The 20,446-nt window shown below is 69.9% G+C and carries 14 protein-coding genes and 4 pseudogenes; 6 read left to right on the top strand and 12 right to left on the bottom strand.

Annotation, left to right across the window (positions count from 1 at the left end):
• Nucleotides 1-29: 29 nt before the first annotated feature.
• Nucleotides 30-968 (top strand): lipoyl synthase, encoded by a 939-nt coding sequence (gene lipA / locus F0L17_RS06230; RefSeq protein ID WP_162465881.1) that lies wholly within the window; start codon nucleotides 30-32, stop codon nucleotides 966-968.
• 253 nt (nucleotides 969-1,221) lie between these two features.
• On the top strand, nucleotides 1,222-1,911 hold the full coding sequence (locus F0L17_RS06235) for a DUF4191 domain-containing protein (RefSeq protein ID WP_155070282.1): 690 nt from the start codon (nucleotides 1,222-1,224) through the stop codon (nucleotides 1,909-1,911).
• Between the two features lie 157 nt (nucleotides 1,912-2,068).
• On the opposite strand, the gene F0L17_RS06240 is transcribed toward F0L17_RS06235, so the two are convergent.
• Nucleotides 2,069-2,536, bottom strand: coding sequence for an RDD family protein (locus F0L17_RS06240; protein ID WP_162465882.1), 468 nt, complete (start codon nucleotides 2,534-2,536; stop codon nucleotides 2,069-2,071).
• A gap of 238 nt (nucleotides 2,537-2,774) precedes the next feature.
• Between F0L17_RS06240 and glnA the strand changes: the two genes are divergently transcribed.
• Complete coding sequence (glnA, locus tag F0L17_RS06245; protein WP_155070283.1) at nucleotides 2,775-4,184, top strand: type I glutamate--ammonia ligase; 1,410 nt, start codon at nucleotides 2,775-2,777, stop codon at nucleotides 4,182-4,184.
• Nucleotides 4,185-4,196: 12 nt separating this feature from the next.
• Here glnA and F0L17_RS06250 read toward each other — a convergent pair.
• The 7 genes and pseudogenes from F0L17_RS06250 to F0L17_RS06280 all read right to left on the bottom strand — a co-directional run bounded on the left by F0L17_RS06250 (nucleotide 4,197) and on the right by F0L17_RS06280 (nucleotide 12,439).
• Nucleotides 4,197-5,532 (bottom strand): annotated as a pseudogene (locus F0L17_RS06250) (tyrosine-type recombinase/integrase).
• 115 nt (nucleotides 5,533-5,647) lie between these two features.
• Nucleotides 5,648-5,845, bottom strand: a pseudogene (locus F0L17_RS06255) (helix-turn-helix domain-containing protein); the annotation flags it as partial.
• Nucleotides 5,846-6,049: 204 nt separating this feature from the next.
• Nucleotides 6,050-6,307 (bottom strand): annotated as a pseudogene (locus tag F0L17_RS28250) (DUF3631 domain-containing protein); the annotation flags it as partial.
• An 823-nt stretch (nucleotides 6,308-7,130) separates the two neighbouring features.
• Entirely contained in the window at nucleotides 7,131-8,996 is a 1,866-nt protein-coding gene (locus F0L17_RS06265) for an ATP-dependent nuclease (RefSeq protein WP_155070284.1), read from the bottom strand.
• 89 nt (nucleotides 8,997-9,085) lie between these two features.
• Nucleotides 9,086-9,535, bottom strand: a complete 450-nt coding sequence (locus F0L17_RS28255) for a KTSC domain-containing protein (RefSeq protein ID WP_338017975.1) — start codon at nucleotides 9,533-9,535, stop codon at nucleotides 9,086-9,088.
• Nucleotides 9,536-10,245: 710 nt separating this feature from the next.
• Nucleotides 10,246-11,598, bottom strand: coding sequence for an SGNH/GDSL hydrolase family protein (locus F0L17_RS06275; protein WP_155070285.1), 1,353 nt, complete (start codon nucleotides 11,596-11,598; stop codon nucleotides 10,246-10,248).
• A 40-nt stretch (nucleotides 11,599-11,638) separates the two neighbouring features.
• Nucleotides 11,639-12,439, bottom strand: a complete 801-nt coding sequence (locus F0L17_RS06280; protein ID WP_202917841.1) for a polysaccharide deacetylase family protein — start codon at nucleotides 12,437-12,439, stop codon at nucleotides 11,639-11,641.
• Nucleotides 12,440-12,909: 470 nt separating this feature from the next.
• Between F0L17_RS06280 and F0L17_RS06285 the strand changes: the two genes are divergently transcribed.
• The gene (locus F0L17_RS06285; protein ID WP_155070286.1) at nucleotides 12,910-13,860 is read left to right on the top strand and encodes an alpha/beta hydrolase; all 951 of its coding nucleotides are present in this window, start codon (nucleotides 12,910-12,912) and stop codon (nucleotides 13,858-13,860) included.
• A gap of 48 nt (nucleotides 13,861-13,908) precedes the next feature.
• Here the strand turns inward: F0L17_RS06285 and F0L17_RS06290 are convergent, their stop codons facing one another.
• Nucleotides 13,909-15,180 (bottom strand): helix-turn-helix domain-containing protein, encoded by a 1,272-nt coding sequence (locus F0L17_RS06290; protein ID WP_162465883.1) that lies wholly within the window; start codon nucleotides 15,178-15,180, stop codon nucleotides 13,909-13,911.
• 262 nt (nucleotides 15,181-15,442) lie between these two features.
• Here F0L17_RS06290 and F0L17_RS06295 point away from each other — a divergent pair.
• Nucleotides 15,443-15,858 (top strand): annotated as a pseudogene (locus F0L17_RS06295) (alpha/beta hydrolase family protein); the annotation flags it as partial.
• A 68-nt stretch (nucleotides 15,859-15,926) separates the two neighbouring features.
• Here the strand turns inward: F0L17_RS06295 and F0L17_RS06300 are convergent.
• Together F0L17_RS06300 and F0L17_RS06305 are read right to left on the bottom strand one after the other, a co-directional pair.
• Nucleotides 15,927-16,673 (bottom strand): polysaccharide deacetylase family protein, encoded by a 747-nt coding sequence (locus F0L17_RS06300; RefSeq protein ID WP_155070287.1) that lies wholly within the window; start codon nucleotides 16,671-16,673, stop codon nucleotides 15,927-15,929.
• Between the two features lie 334 nt (nucleotides 16,674-17,007).
• Nucleotides 17,008-18,348, bottom strand: a complete 1,341-nt coding sequence (locus F0L17_RS06305) for a helix-turn-helix domain-containing protein (protein ID WP_155070288.1) — start codon at nucleotides 18,346-18,348, stop codon at nucleotides 17,008-17,010.
• A gap of 204 nt (nucleotides 18,349-18,552) precedes the next feature.
• On the opposite strand from F0L17_RS06305, the gene F0L17_RS26975 reads away from it, so the two are divergent.
• Nucleotides 18,553-19,284 (top strand): DUF4232 domain-containing protein, encoded by a 732-nt coding sequence (locus F0L17_RS26975; protein ID WP_202917842.1) that lies wholly within the window; start codon nucleotides 18,553-18,555, stop codon nucleotides 19,282-19,284.
• A 248-nt stretch (nucleotides 19,285-19,532) separates the two neighbouring features.
• On the opposite strand, the gene F0L17_RS06315 is transcribed toward F0L17_RS26975, so the two are convergent.
• On the bottom strand, nucleotides 19,533-20,432 hold the full coding sequence (locus F0L17_RS06315; RefSeq protein WP_155070289.1) for a Gfo/Idh/MocA family protein: 900 nt from the start codon (nucleotides 20,430-20,432) through the stop codon (nucleotides 19,533-19,535).
• Between the last annotated feature and the right edge of the window lie 14 nt (nucleotides 20,433-20,446).

The following is a 20,446-nucleotide window of genomic DNA, read 5'->3' on the forward strand; positions in this document are numbered from 1 at the left end:
CGAAGAATCGAAGTCGTAGGGAGCCGGACGTGTCCGCTGTCGCACCCGACGGTAGGAAGCTGCTGCGCCTGGAGGTCCGGAACAGCCAGACCCCCATCGAGCGCAAGCCCGAGTGGATCAAGACCCGGGCGAAGATGGGCCCCGAGTACAACGCGCTGCAGTCCCTGGTCAAGCGCGAGGGCCTGCACACGGTCTGCCAGGAGGCGGGCTGTCCCAACATCTTCGAGTGTTGGGAGGACCGCGAGGCGACCTTCCTCATCGGTGGTGAGCAGTGCACCCGGCGCTGCGACTTCTGCCAGATCGACACGGGGAAGCCCGCCGAGTTCGACCGGGACGAGCCCCGCCGGGTCGCGGAGTCCGTGCGGCAGATGGAGCTGCGGTACGCCACGGTCACCGGCGTCGCCCGCGACGACCTGCCCGACGGCGGCGCCTGGCTGTACGCCGAGACCGTCCGCCAGATCCACGCGCTGATGCCGGACACCGGCGTCGAGCTGCTGATCCCCGACTTCAACGCCGTCCCCGAGCAGCTCGCCGAGGTCTTCTCCTCGCGCCCCGAGGTGCTGGCGCACAACGTGGAGACGGTGCCGCGGATCTTCAAGCGCATCCGTCCGGCCTTCCGCTACGAGCGGTCGCTGGAGGTGATCACCCGGGCCCGCGCGGAGGGACTGGTCACCAAGTCCAACCTGATCCTGGGCATGGGCGAGACCCGCGAGGAGGTCTCCCAGGCCCTGCGCGACCTGCACGGAGCCGGTTGCGAGCTGATCACCATCACCCAGTACCTGCGGCCCTCGCCGCGGCACCACCCCGTGGAGCGCTGGGTGAAGCCGCAGGAGTTCGTGGAGCTGAAGGAGGAGGCGGAGGAGATCGGCTTCGCCGGTGTCATGTCCGGCCCGCTGGTCCGCTCCTCCTACCGCGCCGGGCGGCTGTACCAGCAGGCGATCGACCGGCGGGGCGCCACCGCGGCCTGACGCGGTCCCGCCCGGCCGGGCGGAGTCCTTCCGGCTCCTTCCGAGTCCCCTCGACGCTCCGCCCCCTTCGCCGCCGTCGCCCCTCCCGGCACCGTCGGGAGGGGCGACGGTGGCACTCCGGAGGGGCCCGGGGGAATCCGGAGGAGGCCCCCGACGCGCGCCGCGCCGCGGACTCCGACGGGGCGGTGCGCCGGCCGGCGGGCGGTGGCCACCCGCACGAGGCGACCGGCACGGACGACGTAGACTTCGCCATATGGCGAGGAAGGAAACATCCGAGAATCCGGGGCGGCTCAAGCAGATCGCCCTGACGTACAAGATGACGCGGCGCGTCGACAGGTGGATCGGCTTCGTCATCGCGGGCGTAGGTGTCGTCACCTTCGGTGTTCTCCTCGCGATCGGCTTCTGGCTCGGTCACCCGGTCTACCTGGGCATCCTCGGCTTCCTGCTGGCCTTCCTGGCGATGGCGATCGTCTTCGGCCGACGGGCCGAGCGGGCGGCCTTCAGCCAGATGGAGGGCCAGCCGGGCGCCGCGGCGGCGGTACTGGACAACATCGGCCGGGGCTGGACGGTCACTCCGGCGGTGGCGGTCAACCGCCAGCAGGACGTCGTCCACCGCGCGGTCGGCAAGGCCGGCATCGTCCTGGTCGGCGAGGGCAACCCCAACCGGGTGCGGAACCTGCTCGCCTCCGAGAAGAAGCGCATGGCCCGCATCGTCGGCACCGTCCCCGTCCACGACGTGGTGGTGGGCACCGGAGAGGGCCAGACGGAGTTGAAGAAGCTCCGCACCAAGCTGCTCAAACTCCCCCGGACGCTTCCGGGGCACCAGGTCACCGAGGTCAACGACCGTCTGCGGGCGATGGGCGACCTGATGAACAACCTGCCGCTGCCCAAGGGACCGATGCCGCGCGGCATGCGGATGCCGAAGGGGCCGACCCGCCGCTGAGCCGGGAGGCCGGCGACCGCACGGCGCGGCGGTGGCAAGACGGGAACCGACACGGCGGAGGGCCCGGAACGCTCGTTCCGGGCCCTCCGCCGTGTCGGGGCGCCGTGTCGGTCGGCCTCTCCGCCGAGGCGTCCGCCTCGTCGGAGGCGGACAGGGCTCAGATCCGCACCTGGACGGCGCCGGAGAGCCGGTCGTGCAGCCCCCGCGTGTCGCGGTCCCAGACCAGCGCCGGGACGGCGAGCACCAACAGGACCGTGCGCAGCACGGTGCGGGGCAACGAGAGCCGTCCGCCGCCCACCGAGACCACCCGCAGGCCCATCAGCCGCTTGCCGGGGGTGGAGCCGACCGTGCCGACGGTGAGGACGGAGAGCACCGCGAGGACCGACAGCGCCCAGTTCCCCGCCGACCGGAAGTCACCGCCCGTGATCAGACCGTATGCGATCAACAGGCACAGGCCCCAGTCGACGAGGATCGCCACGACCCGTCGCCCGACCGGTGCGACCGACCCCGGCCCGTCCTGGGGCAGGCCCAGCCGCTCGCCCCGGTAGCCGAAGTCCGCGCCCATCTCCTCGGCCGCCGCACGGGGGCCGGAGAGCCACGATCCGATGACTTGCCTGTTGTCCACGCACCAACGGTAACGCGCGGCGCTTCGGGGTACCCGACGGGGCTGTACACCGAACACACGGGCCGCGCGGGGACGTCACGAGCGCCTTTCCGCCTGTCCACCCGGTTAACATCGCCGAAACGAACGAGTCATGCCCGAGAAATCCCGCAAATCTAAGGTCGGGCGCAGCAGGACGCCACACTGGACTGCCACTCGAGCTGCCACCCCGTCCCCTCGCGGCGGGACTAGGAGGACTTGGATGTTCCAGAACGCCGACGAGGCAAGGAAATACATCGCGGACAACGACGTCAAGTTCATCGACGTCCGATTCTGCGACCTGCCGGGCATCATGCAGCACTTCACCATTCCGGTCGAGGTCTTCGACCCGACGGAGCAGCTGATGTTCGACGGCTCGTCGATCCGCGGATTCCAGGCCATCCACGAGTCCGACATGGCCCTGGTGCCGGACCTGTCCACCGCGCGCCTCGACCCGTTCCGCAAGGACGCCACGCTCAACGTCAACTTCTTCATCCACGACCCGATCACCGGCGAGCAGTACAGCCGTGACCCGCGGAACGTGGCGAAGAAGGCCGAGGCGTACCTCGCCTCCTCCGGCATCGCCGACACCGCGTTCTTCGGTCCGGAGGCCGAGTTCTACGTCTTCGACAGCGTCCGCTTCCAGACCAGCGCGAACGAGTCGTTCTACCACATCGACTCCGAGGCCGGCGCCTGGAACACCGGCGCCCTGGAGGACAACCGCGGCTACAAGGTCCGCTACAAGGGCGGTTACTTCCCGGCCCCGCCGGTCGACCACTTCGCCGACCTGCGCGCCGAGATCTCCCTGGAGCTGGCCAAGGCCGGTCTGCAGGTCGAGCGCCAGCACCACGAGGTGGGCACCGCCGGCCAGGCCGAGATCAACTACAAGTTCAACACGCTGCTGGCCGCCGCCGACGACCTGATGCTCTTCAAGTACATCGTGAAGAACGTCGCCTGGCGCAACGGCAAGACCGCGACCTTCATGCCGAAGCCGATCTTCGGCGACAACGGTTCGGGCATGCACGTCCACCAGTCGCTGTGGTCCGGCGGTGAGCCGCTCTTCTACGACGAGCAGGGGTACGCGGGTCTGTCGGACACCGCCCGGTACTACATCGGCGGCATCCTCAAGCACGCCCCGTCGCTGCTGGCCTTCACCAACCCGACGGTGAACTCCTACCACCGTCTGGTGCCCGGCTTCGAGGCCCCGGTGAACCTGGTCTACTCGCAGCGCAACCGCTCCGCCGCGATGCGCATCCCGATCACCGGCTCGAACCCGAAGGCCAAGCGCGTCGAGTTCCGCGCCCCGGACCCGTCCTCCAACCCGTACCTGGCCTTCTCGGCCCTGCTGCTGGCCGGACTGGACGGCGTCAAGAACAAGATCGAGCCGGCCGAGCCGATCGACAAGGACCTCTACGAGCTGGCCCCGGAGGAGCACGCGAACGTCCCGCAGGTCCCGACCGACCTGGGCGCCGTCCTGAACGCCCTGGAGGAGGACAACGAGTACCTGCAGGCGGGCGGCGTGTTCACCTCGGACCTGATCGAGACCTGGATCGACTACAAGCGCACCAACGAGATCGCCCCGATCCAGCTCCGTCCGCACCCGCACGAGTTCGAGATGTACTTCGACATCTAAGATCACCGCAGGTCAGAGCGGGCTCCCGCTCTCCTGGGCCGTCTGTGGGCCGTCGGCCGCGCCTTTGGGGGGAAGGCGCGGCCGACGGCCGTTTCTGTGGGCGCTCCGTTCAGCCGCGACCGAGGCCGTTCCCTCATCACCACCACTGGCCGCGCCCACGCCGAATGCTGCGTCGATGGCCTTCCGGGCACGGTCCCGGCTGTTCGGCAATCAGGTGCGTGTACACACGCAGCGTGAAGCCCGGGTCCGAGTGGCCGAGGTACTCGGCGAGAGCCCTGATGTTCTCTCCGGCGTCCAGCAGCACCGACGCGTAGTAGTGGCGCAGTGCATGAACGCCGTGTTCCCGCGACTCCTTGAACCGCTCTCCCGGCGCGCGCTCGGGGATGACCCCGGCGGAGACGAGAGCAGGCTTCCACAGGTACGCGTTGAAGTAGTTCCAGTTCAGCGCCTTCCGCTCCCACGAGTAGAACAGCAGCGCGGCCGTGACGGGCGGCCCGGCCGGCGTCTTCCACGGCAGCGTTATCTCAAGAGGCGGTCGCCGGGTGATGTGCTCGTCCACCGCCTGGGCCACCACATCGGGCAGCGGCACGTCACGCAACTTGCCGCCCTTGGGCGGGGCGAAGACCAAGCGTGAGTCGACCATCTTGACCTGCCGGACGACGTGGACGACCCCTCCGAGGAAATCGACCTCATCGACCGCCAGCCCGAAAATCTCCCCTTGCCGCAGACCACAACCGGCACCCACATCCACGATCGCGGCGTACTGAGCGGGAAGACCGTGCCGGACCGCATGGACACGCTCACGGGTCCACGACTTGAGCTTCCTCGCGTCCAGCTTAGGTGCCTTCACCGAACCGGCACGGCAGGGGTTACGGGCGATGATGCCGTCGTCGACGGCCGCGGCGAGCACGGCGGAGACGTTGGCGAACATGACGTGCTGGTAAGACGACGTGATGCCGGAGTCTTTCAGCTCGCGGGCCCACGTGCGGATGTGGCCGGGCTGGAAGGCGCTGAGGGAGCGTGAGTCGATGTGCGGGAAGGCGTGCAACCGGAACCGCAACTCCATGGCTCCCAGGGTGGACGGGGCGGTCGTCCGCGATGCGAGCCACTGCGCGGCGAACTGCTGGAATGTGACTCTTCCCGCCAACGGGTCGACGTACTACCCACGGGCCATGTCGGCAGCGATCTGCGTCAACCATATTTCGGCGAGGCGCTTTTACTTGTCGGGGAACGACTTGCTGCGCTCGGTGCTGTCCGGCGCGACGTAACGGTCGCGGTAGCGCATGCCGGTGCCGTAGCGGTCGGTCCTGACGCGGCACGGCTTGCCGTCGAGGCCGGGCTCAGTCATGTATCAGCGGTCTTGAATGTGGTCTGCCATGCGGTGCGTGATCTCCTCTGGAAGCGCCACAGGACAGGACCGGTGTGGTCCCGCCCTGCGGCGTTGTGCTCGGTTGGTGGTGGCTAGCGGCCATGTCTGTGGCCATGCGTTCAGCGGCCCAGCGCCGGACGGCTGCGGGGTCGTAGCGCAGGTGCTTACCGACGCAGAATCCGGGCGGTCTGGTGTGCTTCTTGCGCCAGGCGTAGACGGTCTCCAGGGGGGCGCCGAACAGGTCGGCGATGTCGTCGGGAGTGAGGTAGCGGTCCGGAAGCCCGGCCCGCAACGTGGTCGTGGCGAATGCCCTGCGGCGGTATCTCCTCCGTGACGCCGATAAAGGCGGAAGCGTCCCTTCTCTGGGGCCCACTACATCCGCACCGTCGGTGACCTGCGGTGTAACAGCTACAGCGGACTTCGGCGGGGACGGGCAGTACCGCTCCCAGGCGCTGGCTAGGTTCTCGGCGTAGTAACCCCGCGGCACCCCGGCGGTGGTGCGGACGGGGTGCGGCTTGATGGGCTTGTTGTCCGCAGTGACGTACTCGCCGAGCATCCGCGACAGGCCCCGGGGGGTGAGTGGCTTGTCGCCCACGTCGCCCCAGGACGCTTCTTCCGTCGCGTTGAGGATGTCGAGGATGACGGCGGTGGGCATCTGGCCGACCTCTTGAAGCGCCTGATCACGCAGGCCGGTCAGTAGCCGGATACCCAGCGATGCCTTGTTGTCGTCCTGGACGGCGGTGACCAGCTCCACACACGCAACCCGGGCCCGCTCAACCAGGCACCTCCGGCCATGTCGGCAACCGCCGAGAGGGGTTCTCAGACGTCGGCGGGCCGTTCGGTGATGCCCTCCGGCATGCAAGCCGCGTCCCCTCCACAGCCGGGCGGACGGCGGCCCAGGGGCGGTCAGCCGGTCGCGCAGCGCGTGATCCCCCTTCTCGTGAATGCGCCGCCAGAACGCTCGACCTTCTCGTTAGGGGCGCGGCGGCGCATCCGGATGATGACTGAGCGGGTCAGGGTCGTGTCCGGCAGACTACCGAGGCCAGCGGCGGCCATCGCGCAGTAGGACAAGAGCGCCTGCACCGACTGGGTGGCCTTGAGGAAAGCTGCCTGGCTGACGAGCGACCACCTAGCGTTGACACTCTGCCCGCCACCTAGCTCTCGCTACGGGTGCCCCAGAAGTAATCTCTGCCATCGTGTTGGTGTGAAGGATGTCACCAGGGGAATAGAAGCAGGATACCTACACTCACATCAAGGCTACAGAATGTGACGCTGACTACTTTAAGTTATTGTCAGTGCCATCTGTCAGCCTATCTGTACTGGCGCTGAACGAGAGCTAGTGTGAGGGGTCAACGAACCGAGGAGTGGTACGCCATGACCAGCGGCCGCAAGACTCGCATACATCACTCAGACATCCCCAGCCCAAATGGATGTCGGTGGTGTGGGGATTCCCAATATCATCATGGATACCAATGGGTTGCCTCGGTTGGCCTTCATCTCTGGGAAGCTCCCACACCCGCGCAGCGACTCAAGCGCATGCAGGCGCGGCGTGCGGCACGAGGAGATGTGAAGCGAAATCAAGCATCCCAGTAGTGCGGACCAGCGTCTTGAGCTTTACTAACGAGGATGTCAAAGGTTTCAGTAAGGGCAGGGGGGATCCTATCTTTGGTGATTACTGTGGCAATGCCAGTCATCATGACATCCTTCCCCTTCGGCCCGTAATCAGAGCCTTTTTTGAGCATGTCCAAAACGGCAGAGCTGAACTTCTTCCCACGATGGGCAGCAAAGTCGTCCGGCGTCCAATACTCATGCCCCCCCTTACGTTTCCAAAGTTCATTGGCAGCATGCGCCCAGTCTTCATCATCGAACAGGTCTTCCAGTTCATTAGGGAGACCAATGTAGTGACACTCGCGCTGCAGGTCGAACCCGTATTCCTTAAGCTTGTCATCCCGGAATGTCTTTTTGTTGTTGGTGCGACTATCCTTGTCGACCACGAAGGCGACGTTCCTTTTGTGAGATTTCAAAAACCGTGCGAATTTAAGCGCCCCTTCGTTGTTCCCTCCATCCCAGAGGCAGATTCCCACAGACTGAATAGGGACGCCAGCGTATTTCTTGAAAAGGATTGGGAAGGCCGCCATCTCGGAAGGGCCCTCCACGGCAACAAAGAACCGTTCATGCAAAAGCACGCTGTTCCTGAAGCCTAGCGCTGTAGCGATGGTCGAGAGGTGCCTTCGTACTTCCTCGTCTTTACTCTCATCGGAGAGCAGCTCAGCGTAAGTTCCTTCCTCCGACACGCGAAGATGCACCACGTTGGCAATGTCAACTCCATCAATCAAGTTCATAGAATGCGTTGCTACGACCACCCGGGCATTGGGCCGTGCGGACTGTTCATGAATGAGGTTCATGACACGCCGCTGATGCTCATAATCGAGATGAGTATCCGGCTCATCATAAACAAATACTACATCTGTATCCCTGCTCTCTCCGCCACTGCCCTCATCGTCTTTATTGCTGCCGAGTACCTGACTGCTACTTTCCCAAAGCGCCAGCGAGATCCTACGCGACCTCCCTGTACCAGCGGCAGATAGTGGCACCTCATGGCCGTTCCTGTTTGCCACCCTGACTTCGACCCCGGCCAGAGAAGGACGAACCTGTACCTGAGGGTTGAGCCGAAGGGCAGAAAACCCGCACCTCTTCATAACATGCTTACGGATGTGGTCAATATCGGCGACCAGCGAATCCGCCAGATGATCTTCTAGTTCAGTAATCCTTTTCTGTGAGGACTCACTTTTGCTGTACTCCCTCAGCTTCGAATTGAGGATGCTTTGCACAACAATTTCAGGCGCTTGCACAGCATCACCTTTGAAGTACACCACCACAGGCAAGCGCCCTGCTAGGGCGTTAGAAACAGGTACCCATTCCTCCACGGTCGGCATTCCTTCAGCTAGTCGAGCTAGAGGAGTCGTCCAACTTTCCCGGGCGTTTGCACGTCCAACCGGCTGGATGTTGTACTTGGCTGCGACTTCCTTAAGGCGGGCTATTTTTTCTGATTCGATATTGCGCAATTCTTCGACTTCGCAGACACTCATCCTTACTTCAAGATGAGAGCCTTCATCAGGGCTGTAACGTCTGCGAATTTTGACAAGTTCCGAAAGGCCGAGTTCCACACGTTCCGACTGGCTAAGTTGAAAAGTCCCGGTTACTACGATCTGCTTTACAGTCACCGCAGGCTGCTGGTCATCACTATCGGAAGGTGCCGCCGACAGTTGCGACAGATCATGCTCGGACGGCTCTTTCCCTGAAATCAAGAAATTAAGAGCATCCAACAGTGCACTCTTTCCACCGTCATTCTGCCCGGTAATGATTGTCTGGTTTTTGATGGGCACGAATGAAACATTGAAGAGGGAGCGAAATCCCTCAACAGAAATGTCGCAGATCTGCATTTACTACCTCGATCATCCCTATATAAAGATTCCCGTTTACGTGCGGCCGGAATCGCCCGCATGGGGATTCACCCTAAGCTGCCCCTGCGTTAAACTTCCCCTTGGGTTGACGGATGCACTTTTTGGTATGGATACTTTCCCTTTACGAATTGATGAAAGTACTTTCCCTTGCTGCCTGCAGCCATCAACTCCGCGTACAGATGATTCGGGACTCCGCGATACTGGTAGACCGCGCCGCTTTGAAAGCGAATTTCAAGGAGATCTTCGCCAGGGTCATACCCAACCGAAGACAGATGTGACGAGATAACGACCTGATGCAACATCAACCCCCCTGGGCTTGTGAGTAGTTCACCAGCCAACAAGGGAACGATGGTAGCACCGGAACGGCTAGCCCCAAGAGCCTCAAAGGTTCCAAGGTCGATGCCATTCCCACTCGCGGGAGCCTGAATACCCGAATTCGAACAAACAATCGCACTGAGGGTCTTCGCCGCCTTCATGTCAGTCTGGGGCGCGAAACCATAGACAACACGGGCCACCATCAGCCTGGCTCCAAAGCATCTGCCAAGGCTTTTCCTGCAGGTCAGAGCCAACCTCTGTCCTGCCGTGCACAACGCTCCCTGTCCCTAGGGCACGGGTTTGCTTCTCGGCACGTAGCTGTCCCCACACCGGAGATCGCAAACAACCCGGAACCCTGACCAGGCCAGTAGTAGTGCCCCAGAAGACAATCCTGATCATGTCGTAGAAGTCCGGGAAGCCCAATTTTTGCTTCAGCAGAGGGGACGTGGTCCGACTGCTGGCGACGAGGCGAGGCCGAACTGGTAAAGCGGTGGTCAGGTGACCTTGTGGATGTTGACTGAGCCGTCGGAAAGCCCCAGGGACGACCAGCAACAACCGTCAAAGGCCGTGTCCCACTGGTCAGCGAGGTGCGGGAACATGGTCCCCGAGGTAGCAGGTTCGGCACATCAGTTCTTCGACAACTGATCGGGACCGGGACGCCGCTCCCCGGCACCCGGGAACGCCGTCGGCCCCGCACTCCGGTGCGGGGCCGACGGCGTCGCGCCTCCTGCGGGCCTCGGACCCAGGGCAGGATTCGGAGACTCCCGCGGAAGGTGGTGCCCGTCGCTCTCCTCCGTCGTCTGCCGTCGACGCCCGGTGGGCGGCCGAGGCCGGGAGCACCACGTCCCCCCCGGTGTGCTGCCGGGCGGGGACACACCTCCCGTGCGGGACCGGCCGTGGGGTCGTGGGCCGGTCAGCGCAGCAGGTGGAGGGGGACGGCGCCGGCCATCGCCTTCGCTCCGGCGTCGTTGGGGTGGAGGTGGTCGCCGCTGTCGTAGCGGGAGTTCAGCCGCAGCGGGTCGGACGGGTCGCGCAGGGCCCGGTCGAAGTCGACGACCCCGTCGTACTCGCCGCTGGTGCGGATCCAGCGGTTGACGGCCTGGCGGGCGGCCTCGTTCTCCTCGCTGTGGAAGCCGAGGGTGTCGCCCTTGAACGGCAGGATCGTGCCGCCGTGGGCCTTCAGTCCCCGCTCGTGGGCACGGGCGATGATCTGGCGGTGGGCGTCGATGAGGTCCTGGGCGGTGACCTTCTCGGACGCGGGGGCGGTGGTGCCCGGATGCCCGAGGTCGTTGACGCCGAGCAGGACGATGACGTGTTCGGCGCCGGGCTGGGCGGCCACGTCGCGGTCGAAGCGGCGCAGGGCGCTCTGTCCGAAGTAGGCCGCGTAGTTCTCGGCGTCGGAGCCGGCCGGTGGGTTGGGGTCGTGCAGCAGGCGGTTGCCGCTGACGCCCTGGTTGAGCACGCCGCGGGCGTGGGGGCCGTGGGCGGAGCGCAGCCGCCGGGCGAGGATGTCGGGCCACCGGTGGTTGGCGTTGACGTCGGTGTCGGAGCCGTCGGTGATGGAGTCGCCGAACGCGACGACGGCCGAGGCCCCGCGGTGGGTGCTCACGCTGACGCCGGTCAGGAAGTACCAGCGGTCGAAGGTGGCGGTGGGTTCGATGTCCGCCGCGCCGGTGACGTTGCCGGGGGCGGCGTGGTTGTGCTGGAAGGCGAACGCGTGGACCGTCGAGCCGGGGGTGCGCTCGGGCAGGTGGACGCTGATCACCAGGTCGGAGCCGGCGGGCACCGCCAGGTCGACGGGGTCGCTGAGGGCGGGCGCGCCGGCGGGGACGGTGGTGGCGGCGCGTCCGCCGAAGGTGAGGGCCCGGTCGGTGCGCGGGTCGATGCGGGTGGTGGATCCGTCGCCGCTCCGGCGGGCGATGCGGGCCTCGCCGATGACCAGGGGCCGGTCGCCGAACTCGTTGGAGAACCGGACGCGGACCCGGTTGCCTCCGACGCTGGTGTGGACGGTCTGCCGGACGGTCTGGTCCTCGAAGACGGTGCCGTCCGAGGCGGGCACGGCCGTGGGCGTGGTGGACCAGGTGCCCACCCAGGTCCGTCCGCCCCGATCGGCGGTGTGCCGCCCCTGGCCGGGCTCGCTCCCGGTACCGGACGCGGCGGGCGTGGACTGGGCCGTGAGCAGGAGCAGGGCGCCGATGAGCAGGGTCACGACGCGGTTCGCCGCGCTCCCGGTGCGGCGTCCGCGGCGCGCGCGGTCGTCGGACATGCGGTTCTCCCGGAGGTGCCGGTGGTGTGGACGGGGCGGTTCAGGCACGGCGGGCGGGGCGGTCGAAGCGCCAGCCCTCGGCGCGCAGGAGGGGAACGATCCGGTCGACGGCCGCGACGGTCTGGTCGCGGTCGCCGCCGCCGTCGTGCATCAGGACGACGGCCCCCGGCGTGACGCCCTCGACGACGCGGCGGACCAGTTCGTCGGTGCCCGGCGGTTCCCAGTCGCCGACGGCCAGCCGCCAGCCCAGCGGCTGCATCCCCAACTCCGCCGCCACCTGCGGGGTTCGGCCCCAACTGCCGTAGGGGGCGCGGAAGTAGCGGACCGGCACACCGGGAACGGCCTGGTGGATCTCGGCGTTGGTCGCTTCCAGGTCGGCGCGGACCTCCTCGGGCGACCAGGTGCCCATGTCGTCGTGGCTCATGGTGTGGTTGCACAGGGTGTGGCCGCCCCGGACGATGGCGCGCACCAGTTCGGGGTGCTGCCGCACGTGGTCGCCCCACAGGCAGAAGACCGCCTTGACGTGGTGCTTGCGCAGCACCTTCAGCAGCCGCGGGGTGTCGGTGGGGTCGGGGCCGTCGTCGAAGGTGAGGGCGAGGGTGCGGCCGCCGTGTCGGGTGGAGTCGACGACGGTCGCGGTCGCCTCGCCCTTCGCCCGGCCGGTCTCCTGCCCGGCCTGGGCGGGGCCCGCCAGGGTCAGGGTGCTCAGGCACAGTCCGGCGGAGAGCAGCAGGGGCGTCGCCACACGGCGCAGGCGGCGGGGCCGACGAGGGCGCGGCGGGCGCGGCCCGGTGGCCGGAACGGTCTCGGCGGATTCGGTGGTCTCGGTGGTCTCGGTCAACGCTGGTGGTCCCTTCGGGTGCCTCGCCACGAGGCGGCGGGGCGGTGGGGCGGACGCGCAGTGGGCGCGGACGGCACACGCGTGCGGGGCGGCCGGCGGTCCCCGGCGCGCCGCACGGGCGCGGCCGGGACCTTCCGGAGGCGTTCCGGCCGGGCGGGGAGACCATAGGGAGACCCCCACATGGCGTCAAGCACGGCTCACCGTCCGCCCGGTGGGGCGTTTCCGCTGTTCACCGTGGTGTTCGGGGGTCCTGACAGGGCCGTCGGCCACCGGCCGCGCCGGAAAGGCCGCACATGTGTCGGTCCGGGGCGGCCGGACTCCCGACACCCGTCTGATGATCCGGGAGGAAGCCCGTGACACCGTCTTCTCACGGCGGCGCGCCACGTTCCGCCGGCCGCCCCGGAGCCACCGAGCCCCTTCTCCCTCCCGCCCCCGCCCCCACCCCGTGCGCAGACGACCGGAGGACACCGATGCGTCACCGGTTCGACCCGGAACTGGCCGCGGCGCTGCCGATGATGCCCGAGGTGGACATCCTCGACCTGGAGGCGGCCCGGGCCGCACAGGCCGAGCAGTTGGCCGCCGCGGTCGCGGCGGCGGACACCACGGGGGTGGAGATCGAGGAGGTGCTCGTGCCCGGACCGGCGGGCGCGCCGAAGGTGCGGCTGCGTCTCCACCGGCCGGTGGGGGTCGCCGGTCCGCTGCCCGTCGTCTACGGCATCCACGGGGGCGGGTTCGTCCTGGGTTCGCCGGACGTCGACCACGACTGGAACCTGATGCTGTGCCGGGAGCTCGGGGCGCTGGTGGTCTCGGTCGACTACCGGTTGGCGCCCGAGCACCCCTTCCCCGCCCCGTTGGAGGACTGCTACGCCGGGCTGTGCCGGCTGGTGGCGAACGCCGGGGAGCTGGGCGCGGACCCCGACCGGATCGTCCTGTGGGGCGACAGCGCGGGAGCCGGGTTGGCCGCCGGGTTGACCCTGCTCGCCCGTGACCGCGGCGGGCCGCCGATCCGTTTCCAGCACCTGTGCAGTCCGGCGCTCGACGACCGGCTCGACACGCCCAGCGCGCGGCTGTTCACCGACACACCCGTGTGGAACCGGCGCAACGCCCGGCTGAGTTGGGAGGCGTACCTGGGGCACGGGGTGCCGGGCACGGCCGACGTGTCCCCGTACGCCGCGCCCGCCCGCGCCGAGGTGGTCGCCCTGTCGGGGCTGCCTCCCGCGTACGTGTCGGTGATGGAGTTCGATCCGCTGCGGGACGAGGGCGTCGACTACGCGCGCGCCCTGTCGGCCGCCGGGGTGCCCGTCGAGCTGCACCTGCTGCCCGGCACCTTCCACGGCGCGTGGGCCGTGGAGCACGCCGCCGTGATACGCCGCGCGACCGCCGAGGCGGTGGCGGTGCTGCGCGGGGCGCTGGGGCGGTGAGCCGGTGCGTCCCCGGCCGGCCGTCCCCCTCCCGCCGTGCCGGTCGCCTCAGCCGGTCCCGGTGCCCGCGCCGACGGCGTCCCCGGTGTCGGTGCCGGTGTCGATCAGCCGCAGGGCGTACAGCGCCAGATGGGCGCGGAACCGGTCCTGCGGATCGCGCAGCCGCCACCCCGTCCCCTTCTCGACGTGGGCCAGGCGCGCGGCCACCGAGCTGTGGTGCAGATGGAGCCCGGCGGCGGCCTGACGCAGCGAACCGGTGCGGCAGAACGCCGCCAGGGCGGCCAGCAGGTCGGCGCCCTGGCCTCCCCCGCCGCCGGCGCCGCGGGCCAGTTCCGCCAGTCGCCGCACGTCGGCCTGCCCGCGCAGCCGTGTGACGGGGATGTCGGCCAGCAGTGCCACGGGGCCGAGTTCGTCGTGGTCGGCCACCGCCTCCTCCGGGGTGCCGGGAGCGGTGAACCGCAGGGCGGCACGGGCCTGCCTCCAGGAGGCGCAGGCGTCCAGCGGGTCGGTGGCGCCTCCGACGCCGACCCGCACCCCGCGTCCGGGGGACGGTCCGTCCCCGAGCCCGTGGGCGCGGCCCGCGCTCCGGTCGCGGGCGCGTTCGCGGACGGCCGCCCGCAGCTCCGCGGTCGGCGACGCGGCGCGGGTGGTGGGGCCGGCGTCGGCACCTTTGGCGCCGGCGGGGTCCTCGGGCGCGCCGTCCGGCCGCTGTACCAGTACCGCGCCCAGCGCCCCGACGCGGGCGACCCGCACGGCGCCCCGCACGGCTCCGCGACCGAGCAGGGCCACCGCCTCCACGCCCGGGTCCGCGCCCGGGCCCCCGGTCACCGCGACCACCCGCAGCGGCACCGCGGGGTCCAGGCCCAGCAGGCGCAGCGCGCGGGCCCGGTCCGCGGCGTCCTCGCGCCCGGACAGCACCAGCTCGACCAACGCGGGGTCGGCGGCCCGGGGCGGGCGGGTCTGCCGGGGACGCCCGGCCAGCACCCGGGCGGCGATGGCCATCCACTCCAGGACCAGTTCGTCGAACGGGCCGGGCACCCCGGGCCGTTCCAGCCAGACACGGCCGGCCGGCTCCAGCCCCACCCGGCCCGAGACGTGCGCGGGGGCGCCGGGCAGGGCGGCGCCGTCCGGTCCGAACCGCGCCGCGCGGCCGTCGGGCAGCTCCAGCCCCGCCGGACAACCGGCCAGTCCGGCGGTGGACCGCGCCAGGGTGGCCGGGTCCGGACCGCCGCCGAGCAGCGCCTCGAAGTGGGCGATCACACGTACGGCGGTGGCGGCGTCCGCGTCCAGCGCCGACAGCCGCAGCAGCAGTCCCTTCACGTTCCGCAGTCTAGGAAGGACGAGCACACGACCGACAGATCCGCGCACCCGGCGGAGGAGAAAACCGGAAGGGATCCCATCGGGTTACGGACCGCGGCGCTTCCGAGCGGTGTCCCGGCCCTGGTGGTGACGTTCCTGCCGGCGCTCGGCGCGCAGCCCGCCTCGGCGGCCTCGCCGACCGAGGTGACGAACTTCGGCGCCGACCCCGGCAACCCGCGGATGCTCCCGTACGTGCCCGACAGCGTCCGGGCGCCGATCGCGAAGGACCTGCGTCACCGGCGCCTCCTCGGGCGCGATGACGACCAACGTCCTGGTGGGCGACCACCCGGACGTGTTCGAGGCGGGCGCGGCCTTCATGGGCGTGCCGCACTCCCGCTTCGCCACCACCGACGGTTCGGGCCGGAACGGAACGGCTCCTGCGCGAACGGCACGCCGAACAGGACACCGCGGCAGTGGGGCGACCTGGTGCGCGGCGCGCAACCCCGCTGGGGCGGCCCCTGGCCCCGGACGCAGATCCGGCACGGCACCGAGGACGACACCCTGCGCCACCCGGACTTCACCGGGCGGATCGAGCAGTGGACCGACGTCCACGGGGTGAGCCGGACGCCCGAGTACACCGACCGTCCGCGGTCGAACTGGACGCGCACCCGCTACGGCGGTACCGGGGAGCGGACGCCGACCCCCGGCGGGGAGGCCCCCGCCGGGGGTCGGCGGCGTGCGCGTGGACGGACGGGTCGGCGCGCGGGTCAGCGGACGGCGGGCTGGTCGAACGTGTAGCCCTGGGACTTGAGCTGCGGGATGGTCTGGTCGACGGCCGCGACCGTCTGGCTGCGGTCACCGCCCCCGTCGTGCATCAGCACCACGGCTCCGGGCGTGACGCCCTGTGTGATCCGGCGGACCAGCTCGGCCGTGCCCGGGGGCTGCCAGTCGCCGATGTCCATCCGCCAGCCCAGCGGTTGCATCCCCATCGAGGCCGCCACCTGCGGGGACTGGCCCCAACTGCCGTAGGGAGCACGGAAGTAGGTGATCCGCGCGCCCGGGGCGGCCTGGCGGATCACGTTGTCGGTCTGTTCCAGGTTCTGCCGAACCTGCCACTGCGACCAGCCGCCCAGATCCTGGTGGGACATGGTGTGGTTGCACAGTCGGTGGCCGTCCGCGGCGATCTGGCGCACCAGGTGGGGGTACTGCCGCACGCGGTCGCCCCACAGGCAGAAGGTCGCCTTGACGTTGTGCTTGCGGAGGACGGCCAGCAGGTTCGGGGTGTGGGTCGGGTCCGGGCCGTCGTCGAAGGTGAACGAGACGGTCCTGCCGCCACTCTGGGTGGAGGTGACGACGGTGCTGTCGACGGCCTGGGCCGTGCCCGCCGTGCCCGCCGTGCCCAGGCACAGCCCGGCGCAGAGCAGCAGGGGCGTCACCAGGCGGCGCAGGCGGCGGCCCGCGCGTCGGGGGCGCGGACGGCTCCCGGTGGCCCTCTGGGTCTTCCTCGCGGTCATGGTCAACTCCGGTTCCTTCCTGGCGTGCGGCCGGGGCCGGGGCTCACGTCGGCGCGCACGGGCCCGGGGCACGGATGTGGGGGTGAGGGTTTTCGGAACCTTTCCGGACGAACGGGGAGACCATAGGAGGGCCCCTCCGCGGCGTCAACCGTCGCCCGTCGCCGCTCCGTATCGCGTTTTCGCAGCTCAGGGAGGGGGTGGACCACTTTTCAAGCGAGCGGTGGGGCTTGAGAAACGGACAGTCGTCGGACCCGGGCCGCCGCCCCTCCGCCAAGTGTCCGAGACGGGTGGGTCTTCCGTCCCCGGGGGGTCCGCCCGGTCGGACGGCGGGTGCTCAGTCGGGTTGGAGGACCCACTCGTGCCCCCCCAGGGGGTGGCCGTACAACGGACGGCCCTCCAGGGCCGCGGTGCGCAGGGGTCTCCCGCCGGCGTCGACGAGCAGGGTGCCGTGGCGGTCGCCGCTGGACCACTCCAGCTCCAGTTGCCAGGAGACATCGTGGGCGGCGGTGCGGCCGGTGACGTACAGCACCAGGGGTTCGGACTCGCTCACTTTGTACGGGAAGTCCCGCCTGCCCGACACCGGCCGGGCCCGGGGACGGTCGGCGTCCAGGTCGACGTCGAAGGACCCGGTCGAGACGTTGCCGCCACAGCCGACGCCCATGACGTAGGCGTTCCAGGCCGGCGGAGCGCCGCGCTCGACCACGCGGACGTGCAGGTCCTTCAACACCACGGTCTCCTCGCCGGTGCCCTGAACGGTGAGCTCGACGAGGTGGTCGCCGGCGGGGACGGCCCCCAGCGCGCTCGCCCAGCCGGGGGCGTCCTGCTCGGTGGGCGGTGGGGGCACCTGCCCCGGAGGGCGGTCGACCAGGTAGCGCTCCTGACAAGGATGCCTCCAGGCGTACGGCCGCACGCCGACCGTCAGCGGCTCGGCGTGCGCCCGGGGCGTGGGCTCCTCACGGCGCGTGTCGCGCGGGGCGGAGGGGGCGTTCCCCTCCGCCGAGGCGGTGGAAGGGCGGCGTGTGGTGGGGCGGGCGGAGGAGGGGGAAGCGGAGGGGGAAGCGGAGGGGGAGGAGGGCGCTGCTCGGAGGTGCGGCGTCCTCCTGGCGGCGGCCTCGGTGGGCGTGGCCGCCGGCGGCGTCTCCCGCTCAAAGTCGCCGCCCGCCGTGTTCAGGGCGAGCACGGCGGAGGCCAGAACCGCGGCGGCGGCCACCGCGGAGAGCCACGCCGTGCGCCGCCTGCCCACGGTCGGGACGCCTCCGACGGGTACGGGGGCGGGAGCGGCGTCGGGAACGGGAGCGGCGTCGGCCGGGCCGGTGTGGCCTCCGTCCGCCGGGCCGGCGGCTTCCCCGCCGGTCCCGGCCGGGTCCGGCCGGATGGTGGCGGCGGTGGACGACCGGCCCTCGGCGGCGGCCCGTCGCTCCCGTAGCCGCACGGTGTCCGCCGACAGCCACCGTCGGTGCAGGTCGGAGAGTTCCTCCGGCGTCGCCCCGCAGATCCTGGCCAAGCGCTCCACCGGCGCGTAGTCCGTCGGCAGCGCGTCGCCGTTGCAGTAGCGGTGCAGCGTCGACGAACTCATGTGCAACCGCTTGGCCAGCACGCCGTAACTCAGCCCCGAGCGCTCCTTCAGAAGCCGTAACAGCTCCGCGAACTCCGCTCTCTCTTCAGCCGCAGCCATCTCTTCTCATCCCGTTCGGTCATTCGAGACAAGGGACATTCCCCCAGGTCGGTGCCGACGCGAACGTCCCACCTTCCCGAATCCCCCGGGTTCCGTGGCGGGTGGGACGGGGCCGGACACAGACTGTCGCCATCCAAGCACGCCGCCTCCCGACGACCGAACGGGGCGCCGTGCCAATCCGGCCTTTCTCTCAGGGGGATCACCATGTCCGCTTACCACACCCGCTCCCGTGTCCGTGTCCTTCTCACCGCCGCCGGCGCGGCCCTCGCCGCCCTCTCCCTGACCGCCTGCGGGGACGAGGGCGGTGTGAAGGCGGGGAATGCCCCCGACCCGGCCCTCTCCTCCCCGGTCGGGAACGCCGAATCGCGACCGACCCCCGCGGGGACCGACGAGCACGGCGAGCACGGCGAGTCCGAAGACCCCGGAGGCCGGGAGACCGCCACCGCGGAGCGCGTCACCGCGCGCGACAGCTCCGTGAAGGGCGGCACCGCAGGCAGCTCACGGGCCGGCGACGACGGGCCGGTCACCTGCACCGCAGCCAACACCGAGGTCACCGTCACCAAGGTCACCCGCCCCATCAACCACCTGCTGCTGACCGCCACCAACACCGGCACCGGGACCTGCTTCGCCTACGGCGCCCCGTTCCTGCGCTTCGACGAGGGACACTCCGCCGTCCGGATCGCCGAGGACAGCGCGCCGCAGGCGGTCGTCACGCTCGCGCCCGGGGAGTCCGCGTACGCGGGCATCGGCACCTGGACTCCCGACGGGGACCACGAGTACACCGCCCGCACCCTGAGCCTGCTGTTCGCGGACCGGGACGGGAACTCCACCGGCGTCCGGGCGAAGCCGGCCCTCCCCGCGGGAGGCGTCGTGATCAACAGCAGTGCCTGGGTCGGCCACTGGCACTCGACCGCGGCCGACGCGCTCGTCTGGTAACCCACCGCACCTTCGACCGCACCGTCCCCCGTGCGACCCACGCGCCGCACGGGGGACGGTGCGGTCGGTCGGGACCGGCACGGCGGCCACGGCGGCCGGCAGGGATCCACCGCCCCGGCCCGAACGCCCGTGGCGAGCGCCGTGAACCGGCCGGCTCCCGGCCGTGCCCGACGGGGCGTCACGTCCCGCCGCGCCCGCGCCGGAGTCCGCCGGTCGTGGCCCGCGAACCGTGGAACGCGTAGGTCCGCTCAGCGCCCGTCGAGTCGGGCCTGGGCCGCCGCCAGGATCTCCGTCACGCGCACCCCGAACCGTATGTCGCACGGGTGCGGCCGCCCGGTCCGGGCCGACTCCAGCAGCGCGTCGACGGCACGGCCGAGGGCGGTCACCGCGTCGGTGTCCCCCTCCGGGGGAGCCGTCACGCCCGCCGCTCCCCGCAGCTCCACCGCGGTCACGGCCGCCGCCGGGGCCACGGCGAGACTGAGCGCGCACGTGCTGGAGGCGCCCGAGACGTGGCGCATGGCCAGGTGCACCGTGCCGGCGGCGCCGGAGACGGCGGCCAGGGAACCGTCCAGGTCCGCCACGTCGCCCAGCACCGGCAGCAGCACCGACAGGGCGTGCGGACCGACGTCCCACAGCCCGCCCTTCTCCCGCCGCCAGGGCGAGTTCGCGAACGGGCTGTGCTCGGCGCCCTCGCCGAAGATCCCGCCGAGCCAGTCGGCGCGCCCCACCTGCCAGCCGGCCACCGCCCGCTGCTCCTCGATCCACGCCGCCGTCTCCGGACGGAACCGCATGGTGAAGAAGACCACCGAGGCCACGCCCGCCTCCTCGACCGCCGCGGCGATCTCGCGCGCGGCCGCCACGTCGGTGGCCACCGGCTTGTCCAGCAGCAGGTGGCGTCCCGCCCTGGCGGCGCGCGCGGCCAAGGGCGCCTGCACGTCCGGGGGCAGCGCCACGGCGATCGCGTCGCAGTCGGCGATCAGGGCGTCCACGTCCCGGTAGGGGCGGGTGCCGAAGCGTCCGGCGATGTCCGCCGCCGCCTCGGGCCTGCGGCCCCACACCCCCGTCAGTTCGACGTCGGGGTGGGCGCCGAGGGCGGGCCCGTAGGCGAGTTCCGCCCAGGGGCCGGTGCCGAGCAGGCCGATTCTCATGCCGTCTCTCTCCT

It is taken from the genome of Streptomyces taklimakanensis (assembly GCF_009709575.1).
Classification (GTDB): domain Bacteria; phylum Actinomycetota; class Actinomycetes; order Streptomycetales; family Streptomycetaceae; genus Streptomyces; species Streptomyces taklimakanensis.

What these genes read in the sequence shown, in the direction of transcription:
- F0L17_RS28255 (WP_338017975.1), bottom strand. Translation starts at nt 9,535, where the DNA reads ATGGTGGCCCGTGTTGTCTATGGTTTCGCGCCCCAGACTGACATGAAG.
- F0L17_RS06235 (WP_155070282.1), top strand. Translation starts at nt 1,222, where the DNA reads ATGGCGAGGAAGGAAACATCCGAGAATCCGGGGCGGCTCAAGCAGATC.
- F0L17_RS06315 (WP_155070289.1), bottom strand. Translation starts at nt 20,432, where the DNA reads ATGAGAATCGGCCTGCTCGGCACCGGCCCCTGGGCGGAACTCGCCTAC.
- F0L17_RS06275 (WP_155070285.1), bottom strand. Translation starts at nt 11,598, where the DNA reads ATGTCCGACGACCGCGCGCGCCGCGGACGCCGCACCGGGAGCGCGGCG.
- F0L17_RS06265 (WP_155070284.1), bottom strand. Translation starts at nt 8,996, where the DNA reads ATGCAGATCTGCGACATTTCTGTTGAGGGATTTCGCTCCCTCTTCAAT.
- F0L17_RS26975 (WP_202917842.1), top strand. Translation starts at nt 18,553, where the DNA reads ATGTCCGCTTACCACACCCGCTCCCGTGTCCGTGTCCTTCTCACCGCC.
- F0L17_RS06300 (WP_155070287.1), bottom strand. Translation starts at nt 16,673, where the DNA reads ATGACCGCGAGGAAGACCCAGAGGGCCACCGGGAGCCGTCCGCGCCCC.
- F0L17_RS06285 (WP_155070286.1), top strand. Translation starts at nt 12,910, where the DNA reads ATGCGTCACCGGTTCGACCCGGAACTGGCCGCGGCGCTGCCGATGATG.
- glnA (WP_155070283.1), top strand. Translation starts at nt 2,775, where the DNA reads ATGTTCCAGAACGCCGACGAGGCAAGGAAATACATCGCGGACAACGAC.
- F0L17_RS06305 (WP_155070288.1), bottom strand. Translation starts at nt 18,348, where the DNA reads ATGGCTGCGGCTGAAGAGAGAGCGGAGTTCGCGGAGCTGTTACGGCTT.